The sequence below is a fragment of the Mesorhizobium sp. B2-1-3 genome (genome assembly GCF_006442495.1).
GTDB lineage: Bacteria > Pseudomonadota > Alphaproteobacteria > Rhizobiales > Rhizobiaceae > Mesorhizobium.
In genome coordinates, this window is sequence record NZ_VFWL01000015.1 from 11,979 (window position 1) to 29,551 (window position 17,573).

A 17,573-nucleotide genomic window follows, 5' to 3' on the forward strand; every position below is an offset into this window, starting at 1 on the left:
TGTGGCGTTGTCGCGACGCTTGCAAGTCCAACGGACAGCAACATTGAGGGCCAGCAACCGCAGTCCGCCTATACGGGCCGACCATGCCGCCAGATTGCCCCGGAGCAAGCCAACTGGCTGCTCGGAGCAAGCCAATGGGCTGCTCGGAGCAAGCCGATAGTGATTTAGAGCAGGCCGAGATCGGCGAGCTCGCGCCGGAGTTTCGGCGGCATTTCGACCTGCCCCGGCTTGCCCTTGCCGAGATCGGCGGGTGCATCCGATGGCTTTAGATAGCGCCAGCCCTGAAAGGCGCGGCGCGGCTGCCAGTCGGTGCGCACCACTTGCGGATCCAGCATCAGATGGCAGCGGCCGATGCCCTCGTCATCGGTGAATGGCCGGATCTCGGTGATCAACTGCCGGCATTGCACACTTCCCTTGATCACCCAGTAGAGCGAGCCACCGTCGGTAACCTCATCGGCGCGCGTCGGCACCATGCGGGTGGTGTGCCAATGCTCGGCCGGTTCGCCGGCACGGCGCCGCTCGTCGAGGCGGAACGCGATCCATTCTTCGAGATCCTCGACGCTGTCGCAGCCGACGCAGAGCTTTAGGAGGTTGAGAGCCATTGCCCAAGATTTAATCCGTCGCACGGATGCGTCAACGGCCTGAGCAAGTTCTCCACAGTGCCAGCGGGCTCAACACTCCACCACATTGACCGCCAGCCCGCCGAGGCTGGTCTCCTTGTACTTCTCGTTCATGTCAAGGCCGGTCTGGCGCATGGTTTCGATCGCGGCGTCCAGCGGCACGAAATGGGTGCCGTCGCCCTTGATGGCAAGCGAGGCGGCCGTCACCGCCTTGACCGCGCCCAGCGCATTGCGCTCGATGCAGGGCACCTGCACCAGCCCGCCGACCGGATCGCAGGTCATGCCCAGATGGTGCTCCAGCGCGATCTCGGCGGCGTTCTCGACCTGTTCGGGCGTGCCGCCCATGACGGCGCACAGGCCGGCCGCCGCCATGGCCGAAGCCGAGCCGACTTCGCCCTGGCAGCCGACCTCGGCGCCGGAGATGGACGCATTGGACTTGATGATGCCGCCGACGGCGGCTGCCGTGAGCAGGAAATCGCGAATGCTGGGCTGGTCGGCCTCGGGATGGAAATGCAGCCAGTAGCGCAGTACTGCCGGCAGCGTGCCGGCCGCGCCGTTGGTCGGCGCGGTGACGACGCGCCCGCCGGCCGCATTCTCCTCGTTGACGGCCATGGCATAGATCGACAGCCAGTCATTGGCGAGCAGCGGATTGGGCCGGTTCTGCTGCCACTGCTCCTGCAGCTTGTCGTGCAATTGCCTGGCCCGGCGGCGCACCTTCAGCCCGCCCGGCATGATGCCGTCCTGCGACAGGCCGCGCTCGATGCAACTCTTCATGGCACCCCAGATGGCGTCGAGGCCGTCGTCGAGCTCATCGCGCGACATTTGTGTTTCCTCGTTGACCCGCTTCATCTCGGCAATGGAAAGGCCGCTCTTGCCAGCCATCTTCAGCATCTCGAGGGCGTTCTTGAAGGGATAAGGGACTTTTTTGCCTTCGGTCGTCACCGAACCCTTGGCTTTCATGCGCTGCAGCTCTTCTTCCGAAACCACGAAGCCGCCGCCGATCGAATAATAGATGCGCTTGAGCAGCAGGCGGTCGCCGGCATCATAGGCATAAAACGCCATGCCGTTGGCGTGGCCGGTGAGCGGCGTCTTGCGGTCGAGCACCAGGTCGCCGGCCGGATCGAAACGGTAGGAGGGGTGGCCGGGCGGTGAAATCAGCTTGTCGGCGGTGATGCGAACGACAATGCCGTCCGCCTGGTCAGGGTCGACCGTCTGCGGCGTCTGCCCGGCAAGGCCGAGAATGACGGCACGGTCACTGCCATGGCCGATGCCGGTATAGGCGAGCGAGCCGTGCAGGCTGGCGCCGATGCGAGCAACCTTGGCGCCGGCCGGACGCGGCCAGTCGTCTCCGGCGATCTCGTCGAGGAAACGGCGGGCGGCCGTCATCGGTCCCATCGTGTGCGAACTCGATGGTCCGATGCCGATCTTGAACAGGTCGAAAACCGAAAGGAACACGCGCCACAATCTCCCGAAGCCGCTCTGGGACTACATATAGGAACTCCCGCGATGTTTCCGCTGTTTTGAACGGCGCGGCGCAGCGCCCGCCGACCTTGTTTGCTCCGGCAGCGACATGACCGTCGCTGCCGGCGGACGATCGAAGCAATCGCACTGGATGTGATAGGTTCCGCCAATGGGCGATTCCCTCGATCTTTCGACAGCCGATCTCGCGGCGTTGGCGTTCTTCCTCATTGCGTGGGTTTTGCATACGCTCGCCTCGGACGGTGTGCTGGTCAGCCGCATGTCCCTGACAACGGCGATGAATGCGCAGCGTCAAGCCTGGATGCACCGGATGGCCGAGCGTGAGATCCGCATCGTCGACACAGCCATCATGGGTGGCCTGCAGCAAGGCACCGCCTTCTTCGCCTCCAGCTCCCTGATCGCGCTTGGCGGCTGCTTTGCCTTGCTCGGTGCCTCCGACCGCGTCCTCGAGGTGTTGAGCACCCTGCCTCTGGGCGGCGCCTCGTCGCGCCCGGCTTTTCAGATCAAGGTGCTGGGACTGGTGCTGATCCTGGCGTTTTCGTTCTTCAAGTTCGGCTGGGCCTACCGTCTGTTCAACTATTGCTCGATCCTGATCGGTGCTGTGCCGATCCCGCATGGCGAAGCCTCGCGCAACCCGGTCACCGAAACGGCGGTGTGGAGGGCGGCGCAGATGAACATGCTGGCAGGCAAGCATTTTAATTCCGGCCTGCGCGGCGTGTTCTTTTCGATCGGCTATCTCGGCTGGTTCGTCGATCCGGTGGTGTTCGTGCTGTCGACGCTTCTGCTCCTGGCCGTTCTGGTGCGGCGCCAGTTCTTCTCGGCGGCGCGCCGCGCCGTGATCGGTCAGCCGCCAGGTGCGGGAAAAGGCCGATCGATGCGGCCGGACAGCCAATAGGCGAACAGCCCTATCCATTCGCGGATCGCCATGGTGGCCGCCTGCAGCGCATCGGCCGGATTGTCGCGGAACAGGCCGATGCCTTCGCGTCCCGACGTTCGATAGTCGACCGGCCACGGGACGGTCACGAAGCCGGCCTTGTCGAACAGCGCCTTGGCGCGCGGCATATGGTAGGCCGAGGTGACCAGCAGCCAGGTTTCGCCCGGCTTCGGCGCTATCAAGGCCTTGGTGAAGACGGCATTCTCATAGGTGTTGCGCGATTTGCCCTCGAGGATCAGGCGCTCCGGCGCCACGCCAAGCGCGCCAAGCAGGCGCGGCGCGGTGGCGGCATCGCCCTCGCCGTCGAGGAACAATTCGCCATTGCCGCCGGAGACGACCACCTTGGCGTCGGGAAAGCGCCGCGCCAGCACGGCCGTCTCGACCATCCGGTCGCCGCCGCTGTTCAGCTCATAACCGCCGCGCACCAGATTGATGCCGCCCTCGAAGCCGCCGCCGAGCACGATGATGCCATCGACTTTTTGCGGCAGCGGCGGGCGCGGAAAGCGTTCCTCCAGCGGGTTGAGCAGCAATGCGCCGAGCGAGGTCCAGGCCGAAAGCGCCAGAACCAAAAACGCCAGCACGCCGCCGGTGGCTGCCAGCCGCCGGCGGCCGAAAAATGCCGCGACCAGCCCCGCCAGCAGCAGGAAGATCGTCAGGTTAAGCGGCTGGATAAAGAACCAGAAGATTTTCGAAAGATAGAAGAACATCCCTCACCCCTTAGATGAGAAACGATCCTACCACCACTTCTCCGGCTGGAACGTTCCGGCCGCCTGCTCGATGACGGCAGCGGTCTGGAACAGCGTCTCTTCCTCGAACGGCCTGCCGATCAGTTGCAGGCCAAGCGGCAAGCCCTTGGGGTCTAGGCCGGCGGGCACCGCAATGCCCGGCAGGCCCGCCATGTTCACGGTGACGGTGAAGATGTCGTTCAGGTACATCTTCACCGGATCGGAAGCCATGTCCTCGTCTGCAATGCCGAAGGCGGCAGATGGCGTCGCCGGCGTCAGGATGACATCAACGCCGGCGGCAAAGACGTTCTCGAAGTCCCGCTTGATCAGATTGCGCACCTTCTGCGCCTGCAGATAGTAGGCGTCGTAATAGCCCGCCGACAGCACATAGGTGCCGATCATGATCCGGCGCTTGACCTCGCGGCCAAAGCCGGCGGCGCGGGTCTTCTCATACATCTCGACGATGTCCTTGCCCGGCACGCGAAGGCCGTAGCGGACGCCGTCATAGCGCGCAAGGTTGGACGAGGCTTCGGCGGGCGCCACGATGTAATAGGCCGGTAGCGCGTATTTGGTGTGCGGCAAGGAGATGTCGACGATCTCGGCGCCGGCATCCCTGAGCCAGGCAATGCCCTTCTGCCAAAGGGCCTCGATCTCCTCCGGCATGCCGTCGACGCGGTATTCCCGGGGAATCCCAACCTTCATGCCCTTGATCGGCTTGCCGATCGCCGCCTCGTAGTCCGGAACCGGCCGGTCCACCGAGGTCGTATCCTTCGGATCGACGGAGGCCATCGATCTGAGCAGGATCGCGGCATCGCGCACGTCGCGCGCGATCGGCCCGGCCTGGTCGAGCGACGAGGCGAAGGCGACGATACCCCAGCGCGAGCAGCGGCCATAGGTCGGCTTGATGCCGACCGTGCCGGTGAACGCGGCCGGCTGGCGGATCGAGCCGCCAGTGTCGGTGGCCGTGGCGCCCGCGCACAGGAAAGCCGAGACGGCGGAGGCCGAGCCGCCCGACGAGCCACCCGGCACCAGCTGCGCATTGTCCAGGGTGCGCGCGGTCCTGGTGCCGCCGGCCGAAACGAAGCCGCCATCGCCCTGATGCGTGGTTGGCATCACCATCGTATCGACGCGCGAACGCCGCCACGGGTTGACCACCGGCCCGTAATAGGACGTCTCGTTGGACGAGCCCATGGCGAACTCGTCCATGTTGAGCTTGCCCAGCATGACCGCCCCGTCAGCCCACAGATTGGAGGTGACGGTCGATTCGTAATGCGGCTTGAAACCGTCGAGCACATGGCTGCAGGCCTGGGTGTGCACGCCCTCGGTGCCGAACAGGTCCTTAATGCCGAGCGGAATGCCTTCCAGCGCACCGCCCTCGCCTTTGACCAGCCTGGCGTCGGAGGCCTTGGCCATGTCGCGCGCCTTGTCCCCGGTTACCACGACATAGGCGTTGAGCGCCGGATTGGCGCGGTCGATCGCAGCGAGATAGGCGTCGGCAATCTCGGTCGCGGTGATTTCCTTGGCGCGCAGCTTGGCGCGGGCCTGCGAAATCGTCAGTCGGGTCAGGTCGCTCATCAGGCAAGGCTCTTTTCGTAAAATACCGACCACTCGGAATCGGGATAATCCAGCACCGGACCGCAACGCGAGAAGCCGGAACGTTCATAGACAGCCCAGGCGGCAGGATGGCGATCGCCCGTCTCCAGCACCAGACGCTTCAATCCTTCCTCGCGCGCCAGCGCTTCGACACGCTCCACGATCCTGGCGCCGATTTTCTGGCCGCGATGAGTGGGCCGCGTGTACATGCGCTTGACCTCGCCTATGGCACCGTCATGGCGCTTCAGCGCCCCGCAACCGATTGCAAGATCGTCGTCGCGGGCGACGAAGACCGTGGTGTCCCGGCCGGCCATCTGCTCGACGGTCAGATGATAGCAGTGTTCCGGCGGCGTCAGTTCGAGCAGCGTCTCGTTGAGCTCCGCGACCAAGCCGCGCACATCGTCCTGCAGCGGCGTCTCGATGGCGATTTCGATGGCCATCGGCCTGTTACTCCACGACCTTCGGCACGAGGAAGAAGTTCTCTTCCGTGGCAGGCGCGTTGGCGACGATGTCGGCAGCCTTGTTGCCGTCGGTGACGACGTCCTGGCGCTTCTTCATCCCCATCGGAGTTACCGAAGTCATCGGCTCGACCCCGGAAACATCGACCTCGTTCAGCTGTTCGACGAAGCCCAGTATGGCATTCAGCTCGCCGGTCATGCGTTCGGCATCTTCCTCGCTCACCGCAATGCGGGCGAGACGCGCGACGCGCTTCACTGTCTTGACGTCAACGGACATGTTTGTGCCTCGGGAAAACCAGCCCCGGCCTATAGCGGCGCCGCGCGCGGCGCGCAACATGTGCATGCCCACAATCGGGCAAATGGCCTCACGGCGGGGCCATGCCCTCGCACAGATAGTAGCTGCTGCTGTTGCCGCTCGCCTCGCTCTCGTCTTCGATGGGCCGGACGGAGACGAGATCGATCTGAGTCGGGCTCATCTGCGTCACCGAGAGCACGTCGGGAAAAACGTAGCCCGGCTCCTGGCAAATGGCCGTCACCGCCCAGCTCGGCGAGCGTGTCGCCTTGCTGATCTGCAAGAACTCGCAATTGTATTCGACCCCTTGCAGGCCATGGGCCGACAGCACGATGTTGCCGGCATCGATCAGCGTCTGCAGGGTGTCTTTCCTGGCCTGTGCGCAGAGCTCCTCGGACTTGAGGTATACCCCTTCAATGAAATCGTCCGCGGCAAGCGCCGGCGACGCCGCAAACAGCATCGAAACGCAAAGAGAGTTCCTCAAGCCCATGGTTTAATTCCGTTTTCAATTTATAGTGTGACCGCCTCGCCGATCCCAGGCACGACGACATTCACGCCCGAACTCTCCATTCCGGCGACGAATTTGTCGGGCGTCTGGTCGAGCAGGCCGAAAGTCGCATAGTGGCATGGCACGGCGACATCGAACTTGAAATAGCGGCGGCAGGCGAGAGCCGCGACAGCGCCTCCCATGGTAAAGCGGTCGCCGACCGGCACCAGGCCGATCTTCGGCTCATGCAGCTCGTTGACCAGCGCCATATCCGAGAAGATGTCGGTATCGCCCATGTGATAGAGCGTCTTGTCGTCCTGGAAATGCAGGACCAGCCCGCAGGGATTGCCCATATAGATGCCGTCCCCATAGGACGAGGAATGCAATGCCTGGACAAAAGTCGTCGTGAACGGGCCGCAGTCCACCGTGCCACCGGTGTTGCCCTGGTTGATATTGTTCTGGTCGACGCCCTGGCCGCCGAGATAGCCGCAGACCTCGGGGTTGGCGACCAGCATCGCTCCGGTCTTCTTGAGGATCTCGAGCGCATCGCCGACATGGTCTCCGTGACCATGCGTCAAAAGCACGTGAGTGACACCTTCGGCCGGGCCTTCCCAACTTTTCTTCCAAAGCGGATTGCCGCTCAGGAACGGGTCCATCAGGATGCTTGCGCCCGTCACCTCGATCTTGAAGGCGGATTGTCCGTACCAAGTGAGTTTCATCAGCGAGTTCCTCGATTTTTGCTCCGTCGGAGGATAGAACGGCGTCAGCTCAAGAGCAAAGTGTTACGGCGTCCTCGCGTGTTCAAAACGCCGCGACGGCGCTGTCGGGTCAAAGGAAAACCGTTGGCTATCATTACCATCGAGGAATTGCCGGCACGGCTGGCCGGCGGCAGGACGCTTGCCGGGCTCGATCTCGGCGACAAGACCATCGGCGTCGCCGTTTCGGACCGTGGCTTTTCCTTCGCGCATCCGCGCCCGGTCATCATGCGACGAAAATTCTCGCTCGACGCGGCCGTGCTGCTGGATCTGCTGCAAAAGGAGAATGCCGGCGCGGTGGTGATTGGACTGCCGGTCAACATGGACGGCTCGGAAGGTCCGCGCGCGCAGAAATCGCGCGCCTTCGTACGCAACATGGCCGCCTTGAGCGACCTTCCCTTCCTGCTATGGGACGAGAGGCTGTCGACGGTAGCCGCTGAACGGACGCTGATCGAGATGGATTTTTCGCGCGCCAAGCGCGCCGGCAAGATCGATTCGGCCGCCGCCGCCTTTATTCTGCAGGGAGTTTTGGACCGGCTTCGCTCGCTCGGTGCAGCCGCTCGAACTGCACCGGAACCGCCGGCCGCCTCCTGATCCAGCCGATGATTTCACGACGGCGGCGAAACGCCCAGATCGCCAGCAGCAGCAGGCCGTCGAATATACAGGCTCTTCCCACCATACCGGGAATGATTGCCGGGTCGATGCCGAGCATCTGGCCGTAGAGTTGGAAGACGAAATCATGCAACTGCCGGCTCAGCATGACGTAGCCGAAATTCATGTCGTTGAGCGACAGGTAGAACCAGCCCCAGAAAAGCGCCATCGGAGCCGCCCACAATGCGAAGATGTAACGCATCAGCGGCCTCCCTTCCGGGTCGGCTGGGTTCGGCCCGATATCAGCGAAAGCAGCGAATTGTGGGCTGCGGCCCTGGCCATGCTGTGCGCCGTGGCGTGGATTTCAACCTCATCCGATGTGGCCAGGGTGCGGCGCTCGGCAAGCATGGCGACATAGGAGGCCAGAAGTGCGGCCAATTGCACGGCGACGACCAGGAACAGCCCGTTGATGCCTTGCGCCGCGCCTCCGACCAAGATCAGCGACAGCACGCCGGAAGCGCTGATGAAGGCGATGCGGGCAACGCTGTCGGCGCCCGGATTGCTGGCATTGTTGATCAGCGCCTCGACAAAAGCCCAGAAGAACAGCACCGCCACGACAAGCAGGGCCGTTGCCAGAGGCGCAACCACGACGACATTTTCGAGATCGACGAAGCGGGCGCTCTCGATCGTCACGCCCAGCACCCCAAGCGCCCCGGCCACGCCGCGGTTTCCATCGATGCAGATGATCGCCAGCAGGGCGAAAACGATCGTCCAGTGCAAGGCGAGAAAAGAGGTCAATACCTGTCGCATCGTGATTCCTGCTTCGACAGGAATGACAGTGGGCTTTGCCGCCAGCCCTCGCAACGGAAACCATTTGTTAAGGTTAACGGCGCAAGGGAATGACCAAGGCGTGGTCCATGGCTGCTGCTCAGGTGGTTGGCGGATAGAGCGTGTCGATGATCATGCGCGCATCATGGCGCGAATCGAGCATGCCGTAGGTGTTGCGCCACTGGCCCGCCAGCCGCGTCTCGACGAAGGCATCGGCGATCCGCCCTGCCCCCAACCGGCGCAATTCCGCCGCCGCCGCCGACAGCGCCAGTTGCTCCGTCAGCAGGCGGGCCGAGCCTTCGTCGGTCGCGGCGACTTGCATCGCCGCCTTCAGCACACCGATGGTGCCGCGTCCGCCCGCGCCCAGGTCGCGATCAATGCCGGCAAGCACCTCCTCGAACAGGCCCGGCGCGCGGCCAAGCACGCGCAGCACATCCAGCGCCATGACATTGCCCGATCCTTCCCAGATAGCGTTGACCGGAGCTTCGCGATAGTAGCGGGCGAGCGGCGCCTCCTCGACATAGCCGTTGCCGCCGAGGCATTCCATCGCCTCGTAGAGCAGCGGCGGCGCGATTTTGCAGACCCAATATTTGACGACCGGCGTCATGGCACGGGCAAAGGCCGCCTCGCCGCGATCGCTCGCCGCCTCGTCGAAGGAACGCGCCAGCCGGAACGACAGCGCCGTGGCAGCGGCGACGTCGAGCGCCATGTCCGCCAGCACGCGCTGCATCAGCGGCTGCTCGATCAGGTTGGTGCCGAACACCTGGCGATGGCGGGCGTGATGAACGGCTTCGGCCAGACCCGCCCGCATGATCGCCGAAGACGCCACGGCGCAGTCGAGCCGGGTCAAGGTCACCATGTCCATGATCGTCTTCACGCCGGCGCCCGGCTCGCCGACCATCTCACCGATCGCGTTGACGAACTCCACCTCGGAAGACGCATTCGACCGGTTGCCGAGCTTGTCCTTCAGGCGCTGGAAACGGAAGCCGTTGCCCGAGCCGTCGCCAAGGACGCGCGGCACGAGGAAGCACGACAATCCCTCCGGCGCCTGCGCCAGCACCAGGAATGCATCCGACATCGGCGCCGACATGAACCATTTATGGCCGGTCAGGCGATAGAAGCCGCTGCCGACGCGCTCGGCCTTCGTCACATTGGCGCGCACATCCGTGCCGCCCTGTTTCTCGGTCATGCCCATGCCAAGCGTAAGCCCGGTCTTCTCGACCGGCGGCTTTTGGCTCTGATCGTATTTGCGCGTCGTCACGCGCGGCGCCCACTCGCGGAACAGTTTCGGGCTCGCCATCAGCGCTGCCAGCGAAGCGCTGGTCATGGTGATGGGACACAGATGTCCGGTCTCGAGTTCGGCCGTCAGGTAGAACCGGGCCGCGCGCACCTGATGGCGGCGGCCGATCTCGGCATCGCCGTTCTCCCAGACCGAGGAGTGCAGCCCGTTGGCTACGGAACGGCGCATCAAAGCGTGATAGGCGGGGTGAAACTCGACCAGATCGATGCGCCGGCCCTGGCGATCATGCGTCCTGAGCCTCGGCGTTTCGACATTGGCGAGGCGGGCCAGTTCCTGGGCCTCCTGCGTCAGCACGAAGCGGCCGAGCCCGTCGAGATCCTTGCGCACCGGATCGGAAAAGCGCTCGGCAAGCTGGATCAGCAACGGATCGCCCCGCCAGGCGTTGCCGCCTGTCAGCGGCGGCGGCTGGTTCGTCACGTCGTCGGTCACGCTTCATCCTTACTGCCAGGCGGCTACGAATCCGGAGCCATCGGCTAGATATAGCCCAAGGCTCGCGACGAAAATACCGGGGAGAACAGCCGCAATCCAAAGCTGGCGCTTGCAGCCATGGAACGTCCACCCTATAGCAGCCCCTTGAGATGACCGACGCTTCGTCCCTGCCACTCTATCCCCACCGCCATCTTCTGGGCATCCGCGATCTTTCCCCCGCCGACATCGAGCTTCTGCTCGACAGGGCGGACCGGGCTGTCGCGATCTCGCGGCAATCCGAGAAGAAAACCTCGACACTGCGCGGCCGCACCCAGATCAACCTTTTCTACGAAGCCTCAACGCGGACGCAGTCGTCGTTCGAACTGGCCGGAAAGCGTCTCGGCGCCGACGTCATGAACATGTCGGTGGCGAGTTCCTCGGTGAAGAAGGGCGAGACGCTCATCGACACGGCCATGACGCTGAACGCCATGCGGCCCGACATATTGATCATCCGCCACCAGTCGGCCGGTGCGGCCGCCCTCCTGGCGCAGAAGGTCGGCTGCTCCGTGGTCAATGCGGGGGACGGCGCGCACGAGCACCCCACACAGGCGCTGCTTGACGCGCTGACCATCCGTCGCGCCAAGGGTCCGCTGTCGAAACTGATCGTGGCGATCTGCGGCGACATCCTGCATTCGCGCGTCGCCCGCTCCAACATCATGCTGCTCAATGCGCTCGGCGCGCAGGTGCGCGTCGTCGCACCCTCGACGCTGCTGCCTGCGGGCATCGACAGGATGGGTGTGATCGTCACCGGCTCAATGGCCGAGGGCCTGAAAGATGCCGACGTGGTGATGATGCTGCGCCTGCAGCGCGAGCGAATGGAAGGCGCCTTCGTGCCTTCGGTGCGCGAATATTTCCGCTATTTCGGCCTCGACGCCGAGAAGCTGAAGGCCGCGAAAGACGATGCGCTGGTGATGCATCCGGGCCCGATGAACCGTGGCGTCGAGATCGCTTCGGAAATCGCCGACGGCCCGCAGAGCGTCATCCAGGAACAGGTCGAGATGGGCGTCGCCGTGCGCATGGCGGTGATGGAAGCGCTGCTCGATCCGCGCCGCAACCATGAGGGCCGCGGCGCATGACCATTACGGTGTTCGAGCGCGCCCGCATCATCGACCCCTCGCGCGGCGTAGACGAGACCGGGACGGTCATCGTCGACGGGAAGAAGATAGCCGCCGCCGGCAAGGCTGCGCTGAACCAGGGGGCGCCCGAGGGCGCCACCATCGTCGACTGCGCCGGCAAGGCGGTGATTCCAGGCCTGATCGACGGCCGCGTCTTCATCGGCGAACCGGGCGGCGAACATCGCGAAACGATCGCGTCGGCAAGTGTCGCCGCGGCTGCCGGCGGCGTCACCTCGATCGTCATGATGCCCGATACCGATCCGGTCATCGACAATGTGGCCCTGGTCGAATTCGTGCTGCGCACCGCCAAGGACACGGCAATCGTGAATATTTTCCCGGCCGCCGCCATCACCAAGGGCCTCGATGGCCGCGAGATGACCGAATTCGGCCTGCTGCGAGAGGCCGGCGCCGCCGCCTTCACCGACGGCCGCCACACCATATCAAGCGCGCTGGTGATGCGCCGGGCGCTGACCTATGCCCGCGATTTCGGCGCAACCATCGTGCACGAGACCCAGGATGCCGACCTCGCGTCGTCGGGCGTGATGAACGAGGGACTCTACGCCAGCTGGCTAGGACTTTCCGGCATTCCGCGTGAGGCCGAAACCATCCCGCTGGAGCGCGACCTTGCCCTGGCGCGCCTGACGCGCGGTTCCTACCACGCGGCAAAGATATCGACGGCGATGGCGGCGGCATCGGTGGCGCGCGCGAAGGCCGACGGCGCGACCGTCACATCGGGCGTATCGATCCACAATCTGTCACTCAACGAAAACGATGTCGGGGAATACCGGACCTTCTTCCGCCTGACGCCGCCGCTGCGCGCCGAGGAAGACCGTCTGGCGATGATCGAAGCGATCAGGGATGGCACGGTCGACATCATCGTCTCCTCGCACGATCCGCAGGACGTCGACACCAAGCGCCTGCCCTTCGCCGACGCGGCAGCCGGCGCCATCGGGCTGGAAACGTTGCTGGGCGCGGCCTTGCGGCTCTACCACAATGGCGACGTGCCGTTGTTGCGGCTGATCGAGACCTTGTCCACGGCGCCGGCACGGCTGTTCGGCCTGCCCGGCGGCACGCTTAAGCCCGGCGCTCTCGCGGACCTTGCGCTTGTCGATCTGGATGAACCCTGGATCGTCAGCGAAAGCGGCATCCGCTCGCGCTCGAAGAACACCTGTTTCGAAGGCGCGCGCCTGCAAGGCAAGGTCTTGCAAACGCTGGTGGCGGGCCGCACAGTGTTCTCGGTCTGAGCGGGCGGCGGCGCATCGCGCCGGATTCAGCCCGTCAGGGGGAAATGCGGGGGGAACAATGACTTACAACCTGATCCCGGCGCTGGTGCTCGGCTATTTCTTGGGCTCGATTCCGTTCGGGCTTCTGCTGACCCGTGCGGCAGGGCTTGGCGACGTGCGCCAGATCGGCTCCGGCAACATCGGCGCGACAAATGTGCTACGCACCGGCAACAAGGGCCTTGCCGCGGCCACGCTGCTGCTCGACGCGCTGAAGGGCACGGCCGCGGTGCTGATCGCGGGCCATTTCGCGCCCGAACTCGGCGCTTGGGCCGGCCTTGGCGCCTTCCTCGGCCATCTCTTCCCGATCTGGCTCGGATTCAAGGGAGGCAAGGGCGTGGCCACCTATCTCGGCGTGCTGATCGGCCTTGCCTGGCAGGTGGCGCTGATCTTCGCCATCGTCTGGCTGGCCATGGCATTCCTGTTCCGCTACTCCTCGCTTGCAGCGCTGACGGCCGCGGTCGCCGTGCCGATCGCCCTCTATTTCCTGAGCACACCGCAGATTGCCGCATTGTTCGTCGTGATGAGCCTGATCGTCTTCATCAAGCACCGGGCCAACATTTCACGCCTGCTTGCCGGCACCGAGGGCAAAATCGGGGCGAAGGAGTGAGCAAGCCGCTCGCCGGAGCGCGCCTCAGCGACCGGCAGCGGTTGAGTTGGCTGCGGCTGATCCGCACCCAGAATGTAGGTCCTGCCTCCTTTCGCGACCTGATCAACCGCTTCGGTTCGGCCGAAGTCGCGCTGGAAATGCTGCCGGAACTGATGATTTCGGGCGGCGCCATCAGGGTCGCCCGCATTCCCTCGATCGCCGAGGCCGAAGCGGAACTGGAGGCCGCAAGGCGGGCAGACGCCCGCTTTGTCGGTATCGGCGAGCCGGACTATCCCGCCCTGTTGAAAAACATGGACCATCCGCCGCCGCTGCTGGCGGTGAAAGGCGAAGGCGCGGTGTTCCGGCTGCCCGCGGTGGCTATCGTCGGCGCCCGCAACGCCTCGCTCGCCGGCATCAAGATGGCGCGCATGCTGGCGACCGACCTTGGCCGCGACGGTTACGCCATCATCTCCGGCCTCGCGCGCGGCATCGACACTTCAGCACATCAGGGCAGCCTCTCGACCGGCACGATCGGCGTGCTGGCCGGAGGCCTCGATCTGCCCTACCCGCCTGAGAATGCCGGCCTGTGCGACGAGATCGTCGAGCGCGGCGGCGCCATCATTTCGGAGATGCCGTTCGGCTGGCAGCCGCGTGCGCAGGATTTTCCGCGCCGCAACCGCCTCGTCGCGGGCGCGGCAGTCGGTCTGGTGGTGGTCGAGGCGGCGCAGCGTTCCGGATCCCTGATCAGCGCCAGGCTCGCAGGCGAAATGGGCCGGCTGGTCTTCGCCGTACCCGGCTCGCCGCTTGATCCACGCGCCGCCGGCACCAATGGCCTGCTCAAGGACGGTGCCACCTTGGTCACCGAAGCCGCCGACATTCACAGGGCAATCGCGCCGCTGACCGGTTTGCGGGCCCCCGAACTGCCGCCCTTTGAAGATCCCCCCGATTTCTCGGCCACGCCGCCACCCGGCGAAAACGACCGCGCCAGGGTGACCGAAGCGCTCGGCCCGACGCCGGTGGCGATCGACGAGATCATCCGCCACACCGGCCTGCATCCGGCGCAGGTGTTCATGGTGCTCCTGGAGCTCGACCTCGCCGGCCGGCTCGAACGGCATGCCGGCGGCAATGTCTCGCTGGTCTTCGCGGAAGGCTGACAGCCTCCGTCAGTGGTGATCGCGTTTCTTCTGTTCGGTCTCGGTATAGTCGGGCGTGTTTGCGCCGAACAGGTCCCTCTCGACAGCCTTTCGCCAGACGGCATCGGCGTCTTCAGGACGCGAGGGATCGAAAGTTGTCTCGGTGTCCTGCATGCGCCGGCGCGAACGCCGCCGGAGCCACGCAGGCATGATCTCGTGGATGAGGCTGGTGAATTGGATCATTGATCAACTCCTGAAACCCGTTCTTCAAAGGCGCAAAATGCGTTTTGCGGCCTCAACTCTGCCGGACAGTGGGCTGGACCGCCTCCTCAAACCGGCCAGTGCCCGATTGGTCGTGACATAGGGATTCAAGCCAGGCCAGGGTCTCGCCGACATCGGCCAGCGCGTGGCGCGCCACGGTTTTCCCTTGCGGTTTGATGCGGACCGAAATGCCATCCATTTCATTGACGGCTTCGAAGCCGTTCTCATCCGACGTGTCGTCTCCGAGGAATACGGGAATCCGCCCCCGGAAAGCCGGCAACTCGCAGAAACGCCTGATTGCCGCTCCCTTGGCCGCCTCGAGCGGCATCAGTTCCACCCCGGCATTGCCGGCAAGAACCCGATATCCTCGCGGAAGCCGCTCCAGGGCCTGTTCGACCAGTTGCGTCGCCCGTTGCAGCAACTGCGGCGCCGCACGCGTATGAATGGCCAGGATCGGGCCCTTGCGCTCGATATAGACGTCCACATTGTCCAGTTCCGCCTCGATTTCCTCGGCAAGCGCGGCAATGTCGGCGGGCTCGTCGGCCGCCTCGACAGGCCCGTCACGGACAAGCCGGTGCTCCAGGCCGTATAGACCCGCAGCCGGTAGGCGCAGCGGCTGGAAGAGCCGGTCGACGGCGGAAACGGATCTTCCTGTAATGAAAGCCAGAGCGCCAGCCAGACGCCCGTCCAGCCTTGTTAGCATGCTTCGCAACGCATCGCCGACGACCACCGCGTCGGGATGGGCGGCATGTTCCAGAAGCGTACCGTCAATGTCCAGGAAGAGTGCCCATCGGCCTTGCGGGACGGTCGGCACGGACAGATTTGCCGATCCCGACATCACAGCGCCGCGACCCGTTTGCGATCAAGCAGCGATATCACATTGGCCGCGGCAACGGAGCCCGGCCCGGCAGGGTCGATCGCGATTCGCTTGCGCAAGCGGGCGGCGTCGAGAAGCATGCTGCCCGCCCAGCGATAGACATTGTTGTCGCGGACGATCTCGCGCATGCGCTGCATGCGCTGGCGCTGCTCGGCGGGCACCATGGTCAATGCCTGCAGCAACGCCTCGGCCATCATCGTCGCGTCGTAAGGATTGACGATCAGTGCCTCGAGAAGCTCCTTGGAAGCGCCGGCAAACATGCTGAGCATCAGCACGCCCTGCTCGTCGTCGCGTGCGGCGACAAATTCCTTGGCGACCAGGTTCATTCCGTCGTGCAGGCTGGTCACCATGCAGACATCGGCGGCTCGGTAGATTTCGTAGACCTGCTCCTGGGAATGGTGTTCAGCCACCATCAAGACAGGCGTGTAGCCGTCCCGGCCATAACGCTCGTTGAGCTCCGCCGCGCAACGCAGGCATTCCTCGTGCAGTTGCTGGTAGGCCGGCAAGGTTCCACGGCTTGGCGCCGCGATCTGCAGGAAGGCCACCTGGCCGATCCACTCCGGGTGTTGCTTGAACAGTTCGTCCAATGCATGAAACCGGTCGAGAATGCCTTTCGTATAATCGAGGCGCTCGACGCCGACACAGAGGCTGACATTGTCCGCCAGCCCGAATTTTTCGCGAATTCGCGCGCGGCACTGCGCGATGGCGGGCAATTTCCCGAGTTGAGCCGGCGGCCACTCTATCGAGATCGGATAGGCGTGGACCAGGCTGGTCTGGCCGCCATAGGAGATCGCCGAATCCTCGCGCTCGATCCTGCTTTCCAGGAAGCGGTCGACGCTCTCGATGAAGTTGTTGCAGTGGAACTGCGTATGAAAGCCGATGATAGAGCTCCCCAGCAGGCCGTCCAGGATCTTTTCCCGCCAGGGGCAGATGCTGAAGACTTCCGAATTTGGCCACGGAATGTGCCAGAAGGTGATGATGATCGCATCGGGCAGGCGTTCCCGGATCATTCGCGGCAGCAGCGCGAAATGATAGTCCTGGACGAGGACGATCGGGCGTTCGTTCCGCGCTTCGGCAACGACGGTATCGGCGAATTTGCGATTGACGGCTTCGTACGTTTCCCAGTCGGACGTGCGGAAGACGGGCCGCGTAAAGGCTATGTGGCACAGGGGCCAGAGACCCTCATTGGCAAAGCCCAGATAATAGCCTTGCTGTTCCTCGTCGGTCAGCCAGACACGGCGCAACGTGTAGGATGGGTTCTCAGGTGGGACCTCGATGCGGTCGTTCTGGTCGACGACGAGATGATCCGCCGAGCCGCCGCCATAGGCTATCCAGGTTCCCGCGCAGGCACGGGTGATCGGCTCCAGCGCCGAGACAAGTCCACTGGCCGGCACAACCAGGTCGACATTGTCATCCCTGAGATTGTGAATGTAGGGCTCGCGGTTGGAGACGACGATCACTTGCGCATCCGGCAGTTCCTTCGCCAGGATTTCGCGCAGTGTCGAGGGCGACCAGTTGACGAGCGCCGCGTCGGCGGAATGGCCATTCTTTTCGAACTCCCGCAATACGACACGAGCCGGTGGAGGCTCGACATTCGCCGGTTCCGGCGGGGTCCGGCGGGATCGCAGCGCGGAAATCACCAAGGCAACAAGGGAAACGCAGAGGCTGGCAAGAATGACGAACCATAGAGCGGAGGCAGAGTGGAGGAAGTCAAAATTGTTGTCTGGCATCGATGTGAATTGCTCCGGCCTAGGTCTCGCCTCTCCGCGGGGGAGATGGTGCAACGCA

The 17,573-nt window shown here is 64.3% G+C and carries 20 protein-coding genes; 6 read left to right on the top strand and 14 right to left on the bottom strand.

Annotation, left to right across the window (positions count from 1 at the left end; all coding sequences use genetic code 11):
* Positions 1-164: 164 nt before the first annotated feature.
* Positions 165-602, bottom strand: coding sequence for a DUF1489 family protein (locus tag FJ973_RS22180; protein ID WP_140498734.1), 438 nt, complete (start codon positions 600-602; stop codon positions 165-167).
* Positions 603-671: 69 nt separating this feature from the next.
* The gene (locus FJ973_RS22185) at positions 672-2,075 is read right to left on the bottom strand and encodes an L-serine ammonia-lyase (protein WP_140557713.1); all 1,404 of its coding nucleotides are present in this window, start codon (positions 2,073-2,075) and stop codon (positions 672-674) included.
* A 175-nt stretch (positions 2,076-2,250) separates the two neighbouring features.
* On the opposite strand from FJ973_RS22185, the gene FJ973_RS22190 reads away from it, so the two are divergent.
* A complete protein-coding gene (locus FJ973_RS22190; protein ID WP_140557715.1) occupies positions 2,251-2,994 on the top strand; it encodes a DUF599 domain-containing protein in 744 nt (247 codons plus the stop codon).
* Here FJ973_RS22190 and FJ973_RS22195 read toward each other — a convergent pair.
* From FJ973_RS22195 to FJ973_RS22220, 6 genes are all read right to left on the bottom strand, one after another.
* A complete protein-coding gene (locus tag FJ973_RS22195) occupies positions 2,943-3,740 on the bottom strand; it encodes a YdcF family protein (RefSeq protein ID WP_140557717.1) in 798 nt (265 codons plus the stop codon). The genes FJ973_RS22190 and FJ973_RS22195 overlap by 52 nt on opposite strands.
* A gap of 27 nt (positions 3,741-3,767) precedes the next feature.
* Positions 3,768-5,333 carry an amidase family protein gene (locus FJ973_RS22200; protein WP_140557719.1) on the bottom strand — a complete coding sequence of 522 codons (1,566 nt, stop codon included), beginning with the start codon at positions 5,331-5,333 and terminating at the stop codon, positions 3,768-3,770.
* Positions 5,333-5,791 carry a GNAT family N-acetyltransferase gene (locus FJ973_RS22205; protein WP_140557720.1) on the bottom strand — a complete coding sequence of 153 codons (459 nt, stop codon included), beginning with the start codon at positions 5,789-5,791 and terminating at the stop codon, positions 5,333-5,335. The genes FJ973_RS22200 and FJ973_RS22205 overlap by 1 nt, the downstream gene beginning before the upstream one ends.
* Positions 5,792-5,798: 7 nt before the next feature.
* Positions 5,799-6,086, bottom strand: coding sequence for an Asp-tRNA(Asn)/Glu-tRNA(Gln) amidotransferase subunit GatC (gatC, locus tag FJ973_RS22210; protein WP_140498745.1), 288 nt, complete (start codon positions 6,084-6,086; stop codon positions 5,799-5,801).
* A gap of 88 nt (positions 6,087-6,174) precedes the next feature.
* Positions 6,175-6,591 carry a hypothetical protein gene (locus tag FJ973_RS22215; RefSeq protein WP_140557722.1) on the bottom strand — a complete coding sequence of 139 codons (417 nt, stop codon included), beginning with the start codon at positions 6,589-6,591 and terminating at the stop codon, positions 6,175-6,177.
* A gap of 20 nt (positions 6,592-6,611) precedes the next feature.
* Positions 6,612-7,307, bottom strand: a complete 696-nt coding sequence (locus FJ973_RS22220; protein ID WP_140557724.1) for a metal-dependent hydrolase — start codon at positions 7,305-7,307, stop codon at positions 6,612-6,614.
* 123 nt (positions 7,308-7,430) lie between these two features.
* Between FJ973_RS22220 and ruvX the strand changes: the two genes are divergently transcribed.
* A complete protein-coding gene (ruvX, locus tag FJ973_RS22225; protein ID WP_140557725.1) occupies positions 7,431-7,937 on the top strand; it encodes a Holliday junction resolvase RuvX in 507 nt (168 codons plus the stop codon).
* Here ruvX and FJ973_RS22230 read toward each other — a convergent pair.
* The 3 genes from FJ973_RS22230 to FJ973_RS22240 form a co-directional block, all read right to left on the bottom strand.
* A complete protein-coding gene (locus tag FJ973_RS22230; RefSeq protein ID WP_140525332.1) occupies positions 7,855-8,196 on the bottom strand; it encodes a DUF6105 family protein in 342 nt (113 codons plus the stop codon). The genes ruvX and FJ973_RS22230 overlap by 83 nt on opposite strands.
* Entirely contained in the window at positions 8,196-8,744 is a 549-nt protein-coding gene (locus FJ973_RS22235) for a hypothetical protein (RefSeq protein WP_140557727.1), read from the bottom strand. Before FJ973_RS22235 ends, FJ973_RS22230 begins: the two co-directional genes overlap by 1 nt.
* 118 nt (positions 8,745-8,862) lie before the next feature.
* Positions 8,863-10,491, bottom strand: coding sequence for a DNA alkylation response protein (locus tag FJ973_RS22240; protein WP_140557729.1), 1,629 nt, complete (start codon positions 10,489-10,491; stop codon positions 8,863-8,865).
* A 149-nt stretch (positions 10,492-10,640) separates the two neighbouring features.
* Between FJ973_RS22240 and FJ973_RS22245 the strand changes: the two genes are divergently transcribed.
* Genes FJ973_RS22245 through dprA form a run of 4 tightly spaced genes read left to right on the top strand, consistent with a single transcriptional unit; the run spans position 10,641 to position 14,668 of the window.
* Positions 10,641-11,606, top strand: coding sequence for an aspartate carbamoyltransferase catalytic subunit (locus FJ973_RS22245; protein ID WP_140525335.1), 966 nt, complete (start codon positions 10,641-10,643; stop codon positions 11,604-11,606).
* The gene (locus FJ973_RS22250) at positions 11,603-12,889 is read left to right on the top strand and encodes a dihydroorotase (RefSeq protein WP_140557730.1); all 1,287 of its coding nucleotides are present in this window, start codon (positions 11,603-11,605) and stop codon (positions 12,887-12,889) included. Before FJ973_RS22245 ends, FJ973_RS22250 begins: the two co-directional genes overlap by 4 nt.
* A gap of 58 nt (positions 12,890-12,947) precedes the next feature.
* Positions 12,948-13,535, top strand: coding sequence for a glycerol-3-phosphate 1-O-acyltransferase PlsY (gene plsY, locus FJ973_RS22255; protein ID WP_140515331.1), 588 nt, complete (start codon positions 12,948-12,950; stop codon positions 13,533-13,535).
* Entirely contained in the window at positions 13,532-14,668 is a 1,137-nt protein-coding gene (dprA, locus tag FJ973_RS22260) for a DNA-processing protein DprA (RefSeq protein WP_140557732.1), read from the top strand. Before plsY ends, dprA begins: the two co-directional genes overlap by 4 nt.
* Positions 14,669-14,677: 9 nt before the next feature.
* Here dprA and FJ973_RS22265 read toward each other — a convergent pair whose 3' ends face one another.
* From FJ973_RS22265 to FJ973_RS22275, 3 genes are read right to left on the bottom strand one after another with little or no spacing between them, the layout of a single operon-like run.
* On the bottom strand, positions 14,678-14,890 hold the full coding sequence (locus FJ973_RS22265; RefSeq protein ID WP_140498769.1) for a hypothetical protein: 213 nt from the start codon (positions 14,888-14,890) through the stop codon (positions 14,678-14,680).
* A gap of 52 nt (positions 14,891-14,942) precedes the next feature.
* On the bottom strand, positions 14,943-15,746 hold the full coding sequence (otsB, locus tag FJ973_RS22270) for a trehalose-phosphatase (protein ID WP_140557734.1): 804 nt from the start codon (positions 15,744-15,746) through the stop codon (positions 14,943-14,945).
* Positions 15,746-17,515, bottom strand: a complete 1,770-nt coding sequence (locus FJ973_RS22275) for a trehalose-6-phosphate synthase (protein ID WP_140557735.1) — start codon at positions 17,513-17,515, stop codon at positions 15,746-15,748. The genes otsB and FJ973_RS22275 overlap by 1 nt, the downstream gene beginning before the upstream one ends.
* Positions 17,516-17,573: the final 58 nt, after the last annotated feature.

Excerpts from the sequence above, each read along its gene's own strand:
- FJ973_RS22180 (WP_140498734.1), bottom strand. The coding sequence starts at position 602 with ATGGCTCTCAACCTCCTAAAGCTCTGCGTCGGCTGCGACAGCGTCGAG.
- FJ973_RS22190 (WP_140557715.1), top strand. The coding sequence starts at position 2,251 with ATGGGCGATTCCCTCGATCTTTCGACAGCCGATCTCGCGGCGTTGGCG.
- FJ973_RS22195 (WP_140557717.1), bottom strand. The coding sequence starts at position 3,740 with ATGTTCTTCTATCTTTCGAAAATCTTCTGGTTCTTTATCCAGCCGCTT.
- FJ973_RS22200 (WP_140557719.1), bottom strand. The coding sequence starts at position 5,333 with ATGAGCGACCTGACCCGACTGACGATTTCGCAGGCCCGCGCCAAGCTG.
- FJ973_RS22205 (WP_140557720.1), bottom strand. The coding sequence starts at position 5,791 with ATGGCCATCGAAATCGCCATCGAGACGCCGCTGCAGGACGATGTGCGC.
- gatC (WP_140498745.1), bottom strand. The coding sequence starts at position 6,086 with ATGTCCGTTGACGTCAAGACAGTGAAGCGCGTCGCGCGTCTCGCCCGC.
- FJ973_RS22215 (WP_140557722.1), bottom strand. The coding sequence starts at position 6,591 with ATGGGCTTGAGGAACTCTCTTTGCGTTTCGATGCTGTTTGCGGCGTCG.
- FJ973_RS22220 (WP_140557724.1), bottom strand. The coding sequence starts at position 7,307 with ATGAAACTCACTTGGTACGGACAATCCGCCTTCAAGATCGAGGTGACG.
- FJ973_RS22230 (WP_140525332.1), bottom strand. The coding sequence starts at position 8,196 with ATGCGTTACATCTTCGCATTGTGGGCGGCTCCGATGGCGCTTTTCTGG.
- FJ973_RS22235 (WP_140557727.1), bottom strand. The coding sequence starts at position 8,744 with ATGCGACAGGTATTGACCTCTTTTCTCGCCTTGCACTGGACGATCGTT.
- FJ973_RS22245 (WP_140525335.1), top strand. The coding sequence starts at position 10,641 with ATGACCGACGCTTCGTCCCTGCCACTCTATCCCCACCGCCATCTTCTG.
- FJ973_RS22250 (WP_140557730.1), top strand. The coding sequence starts at position 11,603 with ATGACCATTACGGTGTTCGAGCGCGCCCGCATCATCGACCCCTCGCGC.
- plsY (WP_140515331.1), top strand. The coding sequence starts at position 12,948 with ATGACTTACAACCTGATCCCGGCGCTGGTGCTCGGCTATTTCTTGGGC.
- FJ973_RS22265 (WP_140498769.1), bottom strand. The coding sequence starts at position 14,890 with ATGATCCAATTCACCAGCCTCATCCACGAGATCATGCCTGCGTGGCTC.
- otsB (WP_140557734.1), bottom strand. The coding sequence starts at position 15,746 with ATGTCGGGATCGGCAAATCTGTCCGTGCCGACCGTCCCGCAAGGCCGA.
- FJ973_RS22275 (WP_140557735.1), bottom strand. The coding sequence starts at position 17,515 with ATGCCAGACAACAATTTTGACTTCCTCCACTCTGCCTCCGCTCTATGG.